This window comes from Rhodococcus sp. (in: high G+C Gram-positive bacteria) (genome assembly GCF_049286785.1).
Lineage (GTDB): Bacteria > Actinomycetota > Actinomycetes > Mycobacteriales > Mycobacteriaceae > Rhodococcus_F.
In genome coordinates, this window is the sequence record NZ_JBAQEO010000404.1 from 1 (window position 1) to 10,273 (window position 10,273).

Genomic DNA, 10,273 nt, shown 5'->3' on the forward strand with positions numbered 1-10,273 from the left:
CTGGCATCCGGGCCAGCGGATCACCCATGCCCGCCACAGGCATCCCACGCCGAGCGAACCTAGAAACCCCACGAAATCACACATCCACGGATTCAGGCTGAGAGCGCCGTGAGGCGATACAGCCTGAGAGCGATCGGTGTAACCCGCTCCGGAACGAGTGAGCGCCCACCACATCGAATGTGGCGGGCGCTCAACGGCATCGGTCGGGACTAGCTGTAGTCGTAGAAACCCTTGCCGCTCTTCTTCCCGAGGTGACCGGCATCCACCTTGCGCTTGAGCAGCGTCGGCGGTGCGTGGTGCGGCTCGGCGAATTCCGCGTACAGCGATTCCGCTGCGGCGAGAGTGATGTCGAGACCCACAGTGTCGATCAGCGTCAGCGGACCCATCGGGTAGCCGCAGCCGCCCTTCATCGCCTCGTCGATGTCCTCGGCGGTGGCGTAACCCGACTCGAGCATTCGGACGGCCGACGTGAGATACGGGATGAGCAGCGCGTTGACGATGAATCCGGCACGGTCACCGGCGCGCACCGTCTTCTTGCGGAGCGTGTTCTTCGCATAGTCGGTGACCGCGCTGACCGTCTCCTCCGAGGTGACCAGGCTGACCACGATTTCCACCAGCGGCATCACGGGTACCGGGTTGAAGAAGTGGACGCCGACGACCTGACCGGGACGCTCGGTGGCATTGGCCATCTTGATCAGCGGGATCGACGACGTGTTGGACGCCAGGATGCCCGACGGCTTCACGATCTTGTCCAGCTTGGAGAAGATGTCGGTCTTGAGCGACTCGATCTCCGGTGCCGCCTCGATCACGAGGTCGCGGTCCGCGAACTCGTCCATGTCGAGGGTCACGCGCACACGGGCGAGAGCCGCGTCGGCATCCTCCTGGCTGAGCTTGCCGGACTTGACGCCGCGGGCCAGCGACTTCTCGATCCGGGCCTGCGCGGCATCGGCGTATTCCTGCCTGGTTTCGAGGATCAGGACCGAACTTCCGGCCTTGGTGCATACCTCGGCGATGCCGGCACCCATGGTGCCGCCTCCGATAACGCCTACTAGTTCCACGGTTCTCCTACTTCAAGAGCGCGCGCGACATCACGACACGCTGAATCTGGTTGGTGCCTTCGTAGATCTGGGTGATCTTCGCATCACGCATCATGCGTTCGACGGGGAAGTCGGTGGTGTATCCGGCGCCACCGAACAGCTGGACGGCGTCGGTGGTGACCTCCATCGCGACGTCGGAAGCGAAGCACTTCGCAGCTGCGGAGATGAAGCCGAGGTTCTTCTCGCCACGCTCGGCGCGGGCGGCGGAGGTGTAGACCATGAGCCGGGCGGCCTCCACCTTCATCGCCATGTCCGCGAGCATGAACTGGACGGCCTGGAAGTCGCTGATGGATTTGCCGAACTGCTTGCGGTCCTTGGTGTAGGCGATCGCGGCGTCGAGCGCACCCTGCGCGAGGCCGACGGCCTGCGCACCGATGGTGGGGCGGGTGTGGTCGAGGGTCTCGAGGGCGGTCTTGAAGCCGGTGCCGGGCTCGCCGATGATGCGGTCGCCGGGGATGCGGCAGTTCTCGAAGTACAGCTCGGCGGTGGGTGAACCCTTGATGCCGAGCTTCTTCTCCTTCGGTCCCACCACGAAGCCCTCGTCGTCCTTGTGGACCATGAACGAGGAGATGCCGTTGGCACCCTTGTCGGGATCGGTGACGGCCATGACGGTGTACCAGGTGGACTTCCCGCCATTGGTGATCCAGCACTTGGAGCCGTTGAGGATCCAGTCGTCACCGTCTGCTTTGGCGCGGGTGCGCATGCCGGCGGCGTCGGAGCCGGCCTCGCGCTCGGACAGGGCGTAGGACGCCATCTCACCGCGCACGAGATCGGGCAGGACCTTCGTCTTGAGCTCCTCGGACCCCTTGAGGATGAGGCCCATGGTGCCGAGCTTGTTGACGGCGGGAATCAGCGAGGAGGATCCGCAGACGCGGGCGACTTCCTCGATCACGATGCAGGTGGCGACCGAATCGGCGCCCTGGCCGTCGTATGCCTCCGGGATGTGGATGGCGTTGAAGCCGGACGCGTTGAGTGCGTTGAGTGCTTCCTCGGGGAAACGGGCGTTCTCGTCGACGTCCTTCGCGTACGGTGCGATCTCCTTCTCGGAGAGCGCGCGGATCGCGGCCCGCAGTTCGTCGTGCTCTTCTCCGAGCTTGAACAGATCGAAGTCCGGATTTCCGGCCATGAGGGCGCTCCTAATCGAGTGATGACGGCACTCAGTGCCACGCTATTTCGGCCTGCGCTGCGCACTATGGGCACACTTCGGCCGTTGCCTTGCAGTCAACCACGGCACTGAGTGCCAGTCAAGTGCGTGTGCCAGTCAAGTGCGTCTCACGTTCAGCTCGGCTCGAATTCGGCCGGTGATCTCGTCGACGGGTGTTCCGGGCGGGTAGGCGACCACGAGCACCGCGTCCGCTCCGTGGCCTTTCTCCGCGTCCGCTCCGGGAGCGACGCCGAAGGTGCGACGCACGTCGAGCAAGGCACGGGTGAGCTCGTCCGCCGTGGCCTCGGGATCGCCCTTGATCATGTTTCGGAGCAGGAAGTTGTGGCACGCAGTGACGGCGGCCGCGAACCCGATGACCTTCAGGACGGGCTCGGTGGGGACGACCCGGCGCAGGTAGTCGACGAACAACCGCTCGTACCGGAAGCCGGTGACGATCTCCCGGTCACGGAGCGCGGGCACCCGCTGCACCATCTCGTACCTGCGGACGGAGAGTTCGCGGTTCTCCCGGAACCGGTCGAAGACCAGGCCTGCCGTGGAGCAGACCGCAGCCCACGGGTCGTCCGCGTCCGACGACAGGTAATCCGTTGCCTGCTGCAACAACGACTCGTGGTCGGCGAAGATCACGTCTTCCTTGGAGCGGAACTGGCGGAAGAACGTCCGGCGGGACACGCCCGCCGCCGACGCGATCTGCTCGACGGTCGTCGCCTCGTACCCGTTCTCGGAGAACAGCCGGATGGCTTGCGCCACGACGTGGACGCGAAAGTCCGCGGGATCGATACCGGGTGTGTCGACGCGCTCGGTCATGGGGCCCAGTATCCATCGGCGGCATTGGACCCGCAGTGCCCTGGACCCGGCGCGTCGAGGAGGCGGATACTCGAAACAGTGCGTCCGTCCTGGTTGGGCGAGGCGAGGTCGAGTTCGAGTGTGCCCTGGACAAGGTGAAGGACCGGTTCCGGCGGCGGTGGAAACGCGCCGCGCCGGGGACGTCCGTGCCCCGGGGGAGCGATCGATCGATTCCGCTCCGGGCGGCGAACCGATTCCACTCTCGGCGGCGCAGCGGGCCACATGGTTCGCGCAGCAACTCGACCCGCAGGTCCCGATCTCCATCGCCCAGTACGTCGAGTTTCACGGTGCGCTGGATATCGACCTGCTCCGGCAGGAGACGGTGGAAGCGGCGCGTGAATTCGAATCGCCCTTCCTCAAGGTGTACGACGACGACGACGGCCGGCCGCTGCAGTACGTGGACCATCGGACGGACACGTCGATCGCGTATGTCGACTTCCGCGCCGACGAGGACCCGGTGGCGGCGGCGCACGAATGGATGGAGCGTGATTACGTCACGCCGCTCGACCTGAGCGCCGACCGACTGGTGGAGACGTCGATCCTGCAGACCGGTGACGCGCACTTCCTGTGGTACAGCAGGATTCACCACGTCGCCCTCGACGGCTACGGCGCCATGACGATGCTGCGCCGGATTGCGCACCGCTATTCCGCGAAAGTCGCGGGCCGTGAACCGGATCCGAACCGGGCGGTGAGCCTGCGGCAGTTGTACGACATCGACTGCCGGTACCGCGCCTCCGAGCGTTTCGTGACCGATCGGGAGTACTGGGCGGGGCGGGTGGCCGGGCTCGAGGGCACCACGCTGGCGCGGACGACAGGGCACGTGTCGGCCGCCAGCACGGTGGAGAGCGCCGTCCTCTCGGACGAAGTCGTGGCCGTTCTCGATTCCCGCGACAGCCTGTCGGCGGCGACCATCATCGCGGCCGCAGCGTGCTACCTGGCGCGACGCACCGGCAGAACCGATGTGCTGATGACCATTCCGGTGTCGGCGCGCACCACGGCGGTGCTGCGCAATTCCGGCGGAATGCTCGTCAACGTGGCCCCGATGCCCGTCAGCGTCCGGGCCGAGGACACCGTCGCGGAACTGATCGAGAAGGTTCAGCGTGAGTTGGTCGCGGCACTGCGGCACCAGCGGTGCAGCCTCGACGACATCCGCCGCGACGCCGGCGACACCGCGACGACGGCACTGTACGGGCCGATGGTGAACGTCATGCTGTTCCGCCAGGAGGTCGCGCTGGGTTCGCTCCTCGGCGATTTCCACATCGTCACCTCGGGTCCGGTCGAGGACCTGCTGATCAACGTGTATCAGAGCGGCGCCCCCTCCAGGATCTTCGTGGACTTCCGCGCGAACCCCAGTCGTTACGAGAACGCGGAGCTGCGGGAACACCATCAGCAGTTCGTCGAGCTGCTCGAGGAACTGGCCACCGCAGACCCGGGGTCCCCGGTGGGCAGCATTCACGAGGCCAGCTCCCGCACCGGTGAACGCCTACTGCGCGAGGCGGAGGAAATCCAGTACTGGCGCCGGCAGCTGGACGGTTTGCCCGACCTCCTGCCGTTGCCCACCGACCGTCGGCGGCCCGCGAGGTTGTCCCAGGCGAGCGACCGGGTCACCGTGGTGGTGTCGGGGGAGTTGCACCGACGCGTGGCCGCGCTGGCCGACGCCGCCGACACCACCCGTCGCACGGTGTTCCTGACGGCTCTGTCGATCCTGCTGGGCAGGGTCACCGGAAGTAGCGACATCGCCGTCGGAACTGCGGTGGACGTGGGCGACCGCACGGACACCGTGGTGGTGCGTTCGCGGTACGCGGGCGAGGTGTCGTGCCACGACTATCTGGCGCACGTCCGGGACGCCGCCACCGAGGCGGTGGCGCACACCGATGTGCCGTTCGACCGTCTGGTGCGGGAGCTCGGCGTGTCGGCGTCGGACGCGTACGCGCCGATCTTCCAGGTGCTGCTCGACACCCGCGGGCCCGGCCCCCCGGGTTCCACCGTCTCCGGCCTCGACCTGTGCGTCTCCGTCACGGAAGCGGCCGACGGGTCGGGCGGACCGGCGGGTGTCACCGTCGAATTCGGTTTCGCCGCAGACCTGTTCGATGCCTACACGATCCGGGTGGCTGCCGAACGGTACGTCCGCATACTCGACGCGATGGCGGTCGGTCCGGATGTTCCGGTCGGTGACCTCGAGATCCTCTCCGAAGGCGAACGTTCCACGCTGACACCGGTACGAGGACGTCCGGGCCGGTCCGAGCGCACCCTGCCCGAGGTGTTCGCGGATGCCGCGGCGCTCGATCCGGCGGCGACGGCCCTGGTGCGGCAGGGCGAGGAGTTGTCGTACCGCGAACTGGACCGGTGGTCGACGCAGGTCGCGCGGATGCTGATCGACCGCGGGGTAGGACCGGAATCGTTCGTCGCGTTGGCGCTGCCGCGTTCGTTCCGGTCGGTGGCGTCCGTCTGGGCCGTCGCGAAGACCGGGGCGGCATTCGTTCCGGTGGACCCGAACTACCCGGCCGATCGGATCGATTACATGCTCGCCGATTCGGGTGTGGTGCTGGGTCTGACGGAGGAGTCGGCGCGCGGCGGCCTGCACGATTCGATTCCATGGTGCGTGCTGGACGATCCGGATTTCGAGGCCGACTGCGCCGCCCGCTCGGACCGTCCGCTGACCGACTCCGACCGCATTCGGCCGCTGCACCTCGACAATGCCGCGTACCTGATCTACACGTCCGGATCGACGGGGCGGCCGAAGGGCGTCACCGTCACACACCGCGGGCTGGACAACTTTGCTGCGGACCAGCAGGAAAGGTTCGGTGCCACGAGATCATCTCGGACACTGCACTTCTCGACCCCGAGTTTCGACGCGTCCGTGTTCGAGTACCTGCAGGCTTTCGGGGTGGGCGCCACGATGGTGGTGGTGCCGCCGTCCGCGTACGGCGGTTCGGAACTGGCCGACCTGCTGAGGTCGGAGCGTGTCACGCACGGCTTCGTCACCACGGCGGCGCTGAGTACGATTCCGCCCGATTCGCTGGGCGACTTCCTCGACGTGGTCGTGGGCGGTGAGGCCTGCCCGCCCGAACTGGTGGCCCGGTGGGCACCGGACCGTAGGCTGCACAACGCCTACGGTCCCACCGAAACCACCATCATGGCGAACATCAGCGCACCGATGGCCCCCCGTGACCCCATCACGCTGGGTGGGCCGATCAGGGGTGCCGAGGAAGTGGTGCTCGACGCCCGGCTCCGTCCGGTCCCCATCGGGGTGCCGGGTGAGCTGTACATCGCCGGTGCCGGTGTGGCGCGGGGCTATCATCGGCGGCCCGGTCTCACCGCGGCGCGGTTCGTCGCCGACCCGTACGGCCGCGGCCGGATGTACCGCACCGGTGACGTGGTGCGGTGGCGGCCCGATCACACGCTCGAGTACCTGCGGCGCAGGGACTTCCAGGTGAAGGTGCGTGGATTCCGGATCGAGCTCGGCGAGATCGACGCGATGCTGCAGACGCATCCGGACGTGCGACTGGCCGTCACCATCGGCAGACCGGGCCCGTCCGGGGACACGGTCCTGGTCTCGTACGTGGTCCCGGCTGCAGGCAGGCCGATCGATACGACGGAACTGCTGCGGCAGGTGCGGAACCGGTTGCCGGCGTACATGGTTCCCTCGGTCGTCATGATGCTGGACGAGATCCCGTTGAACCCGGTCGGGAAGCTGGACCGCGCGGCGCTGCCGGAACCACGGTTCCTGTCCGCGGCCGCCGAGTTCAAGGCGCCGGCCGACCCGGTCGAGGAGTCGATCGCCGAGGTCTTCACCGAGGTCCTCGGCGTCGAACGGATCAGTGTCGACGACAGCTTCTTCGACCTCGGCGGCGATTCTCTCGTGGCGACGCGGGTGATCGCGCGCGTCAACGCGTCACTCGGATCGGACGTGGGCGTGCGGGCGTTGTTCGAGGCGCCCACCGCCGAACTGCTGGCCGCCTACGTTCGCCGTGCGGGTACGGAGCTCGTGGACCGACCGCCCCTGATCGTCGGGGAGCGGCCCGAGCGGATCCCGTTGTCGCTGGCGCAGCAACGGATGTGGTTCATCAACCAGTTCGACACGTCGTCGGTGGCGTACAACATCCCGATGGCCGTGCGCCTCACCGGTCCTCTGGACTCGGACACGCTGCGGGCCGCGGTGGGTGACGTGATCGAGCGGCACGAGTCGTTGCGCACCGTGTATCCCGCGTCGGCGGACGGGCCGTACCAGGTGGTGGTCGACGCCGCGGAGGTCGTCCCGGACCTCACCCCGCACGTCGACGGCGACGGATCGCTGCACGACCGGATCGCGACCCTCCTCGCAGGCGGGTTCGACGTGAGCGCGAAGGTCCCGCTGCGCGCGGCGCTGTTGTGGACCGGCCCCGACGAACACGTCCTGGTGATCGTGGTGCATCACATCGCCGCCGACGGGGCGTCGCTCGCACCGCTGGCCCGCGACCTGATGGTCGCCTACTCGGCGCGCCGGTCCGGGACGCCGCCGAGCTGGGAGCCGCTGTCCGTGCAGTACGCCGACTTCAGCGTGTGGCAGCGTCGCCTCCTCGGCAGTGCCGACCAGGCGGACAGCCCCATGTCTCGGCAGTTGCAGTACTGGCGCGGTGCGCTGGCCGAGCTCCCGGAGGTCAGCGCCCTGCCGCTCGACCGGAACAGGCCGGTCACCCGCTCGCTCGAGGGTGCGACCGTGGCGTTCTCGATCGACGCGGGCCTGCACCGGCAACTGCTCCTCCTCGCGCGCGAGCACAACGCGACGCTGTTCATGGTGATGCACGCGGCGCTGGCCGTGCTGCTGTCGAGGATGTCCGGGTCGGGTGACGTCGCCATCGGCACACCGATCGCGGGTCGCGGTGAGGCGGCGCTGGACGACCTGGTCGGGATGTTCGTCAACACGCTGGTGCTGCGGACTCCGGTGGAGCCGGGCGAGGTGTTCACCGACGTGCTGGCCCGGGCCCGCGACACGGATCTGGGCGCGTTCGGGCACACGGACGTTCCCTTCGAGAGCGTCGTCGACGAGCTGGCTCCGGTCCGGTCGACGTCCCACTCGCCGCTGTTCCAGGTGCTGCTCGAATTCCAGAACACCGTGCGCGCCCAACTCGAATTGCCGGGCCTGATCGTCGAGGCGGTCGACGTCGACCCGGGAGTCGCCAAATTCGACCTGCAGTTGTCGCTCGCCGAATATCACGACGAGAAGGGCACCGCCGCAGGTATGTCCGCCGCCTTCCTGTACGCGACGGACGTGTTCGACCGGACGTCGGTGGAGGGGTTCGGGGAACGCTTCGTCCGGGTGCTGCGGGCGGTGGTCGACGACCCGGCGGCGGTGGTGGGGGACATCCCGGTTCTCGGTGTGGTCGAGCGCGACCTGGTGCTGGACCGGTGGAACCGTGAGGGTGTCGCTGCCGACGCGCAGACCGTGGTCGAGTTGTTCGCGCGGGTGGCCGCGGCGACCCCGGACTCCACCGCGGTGGTGTGCGGTGCCGAGGCGCTGACCTACGGCGAACTGGACGAGCAGGCGAACCGGCTGGCACGGTTGCTGATCGCCGAGGGTGTGGGAACCGAGTCGCTGGTCGCGGTGATGGTGGATCGCACGCCTGCCCTCGTGGTGACGTTGCTGGCGGTGCTCGCGGCCGGTGGCGGGTACGTGCCGGTCGACGCCAGCTATCCCGCCGAGCGGGTGGCAGCGATGTTCGAGGACGCGCGACCCGTCTGCGCCGTGGTGAGCGCGGAATTCGCGTCGCTGGCACCGGCCGGAATTCCGGTGGTGGCGATCGACGATCCGGCGACAGCCCGTGCGGTGGCGGTACTGTCCGGGTTGCCGGTCACCGACTCGGACCGGTTGCGGCCGCTGTGGGCCGATGCCGTCGCGTACGTCATCTTCACGTCGGGGTCGACCGGGCGGCCGAAGGGCGTCCAGGTGTCGCATCGGTGCGTTGTCACGCTGCTGGCCAACACCCGGGATCTGTTCGGGTTCGACTCGTCCGACGTGTGGACGCTGTTCCACTCGTACGCTTTCGACTTCTCCGTCTGGGAACTGTGGGGTGCGCTCGTCCACGGTGGCCGGCTGGTGCTGGTCGGCTACTTCACCGCGCGGTCGCCGGACACGTTCCTCGAACTGCTGCGCCGGGAACGGGTGACGGTGCTGAACCAGACCCCGACGGCGTTCTACCAGCTGACGGAGGCGGATCGTGCGGCGAGCGCCGTCGAACACGCCGGCGGATCGCCACTGTCGTTGCGGTACGTGATCTTCGGTGGCGAAGCCCTCGATGTCGGGCAGCTGGAGCGGTGGTACACCCGGCACGACGACCGGGCCCCCGTGCTGGTGAACATGTACGGCATCACCGAGACCACGGTGCACGTCAGCTTCCTCGCCCTCGACCGCGCGCTGGCGGCGTCGGTGCCGGGCTCGGTGATCGGCGGCGGAATCCCCGGTCTGCGCGTCTACGTCCTCGACGGCCGGCTGCATCCGGTGCCGCCCGGGGTGGTGGGCGAGCTGTACGTGTCCGGCGACCAGGTGACCCGCGGCTACATCGGCCGTCAGGGTTTGACCGCAACGCGTTTCGTCGCCGACCCGTTCGACCGACACCGGGCGGGGGCGCGCATGTACCGGTCGGGCGACGTCGTGAAATGGGGTGCGGGCGGTCGGCTCGAGTATGTGGGGCGCAGCGATTTCCAGGTGCAGCTGCGCGGATTCCGGGTGGAACTCGGCGAAGTGGAGGCGGCCCTGGCCGCGTGCGCCGGGGTGGCGCAGTCCGTGGTCGTGGTGCGCGGCGACGACCGGGACGGCGACCGGCTGGTGGGCTACGTGGTCCCGGAGGCGGGTGCGGAAGTCGACGCGGCGGCTGTTCTCGACGCGGTCGGGGCGAGCGTACCGTCCTACATGGTGCCGGCCGCGGTCGTGGTGATCGACGCCCTGCCCTTGACGGTCAACGGCAAGCTTGACCGGAAAGCACTGCCGGAAGCCGACTTCGGCACGTCGACGGTGGGGTTCGTCGCCCCGCGCAATCCGGTGGAGGAGATCGTCGCCGCCGTGTTCGCCGACCTTCTCGGCATCGTCCGGGTGGGGGCGAACGACGGCTTCTTCGCACTCGGCGGGAACTCGCTGACGGCGACCCGGCTCGTCGCCCGCGTCAACGCTGCGGTCGGCGACCGCCTGGGC

4 protein-coding genes are annotated in these 10,273 nt (G+C 68.2%); 1 reads left to right on the plus strand and 3 read right to left on the minus strand.

Going from position 1 to position 10,273, the window contains the following annotated elements:
• Positions 1–209: 209 nt before the first annotated feature.
• From WAW17_RS15180 to WAW17_RS15190, 3 genes are all read right to left on the minus strand, one after another.
• Positions 210–1,058 (minus strand): 3-hydroxybutyryl-CoA dehydrogenase, encoded by an 849-nt coding sequence (locus WAW17_RS15180; RefSeq protein ID WP_422333778.1) that lies wholly within the window; start codon positions 1,056–1,058, stop codon positions 210–212.
• A gap of 7 nt (positions 1,059–1,065) precedes the next feature.
• Complete coding sequence (locus WAW17_RS15185) at positions 1,066–2,223, minus strand: acyl-CoA dehydrogenase (RefSeq protein ID WP_422333779.1); 1,158 nt, start codon at positions 2,221–2,223, stop codon at positions 1,066–1,068.
• A 135-nt stretch (positions 2,224–2,358) separates the two neighbouring features.
• Positions 2,359–3,066, minus strand: a complete 708-nt coding sequence (locus tag WAW17_RS15190) for a TetR family transcriptional regulator (RefSeq protein ID WP_422333780.1) — start codon at positions 3,064–3,066, stop codon at positions 2,359–2,361.
• 118 nt (positions 3,067–3,184) lie between these two features.
• Between WAW17_RS15190 and WAW17_RS15195 the strand changes: the two genes are divergently transcribed.
• Positions 3,185–10,273: amino acid adenylation domain-containing protein (locus WAW17_RS15195; RefSeq protein ID WP_422333781.1), on the plus strand; the 7,089-nt coding region annotated here is incomplete at its 3' end.

Bases quoted from the DNA above. Each gene is read 5' to 3' on its own strand.
- WAW17_RS15190 (WP_422333780.1), bottom strand. From the start codon at position 3,066: ATGACCGAGCGCGTCGACACACCCGGTATCGATCCCGCGGACTTTCGC.
- WAW17_RS15185 (WP_422333779.1), bottom strand. From the start codon at position 2,223: ATGGCCGGAAATCCGGACTTCGATCTGTTCAAGCTCGGAGAAGAGCAC.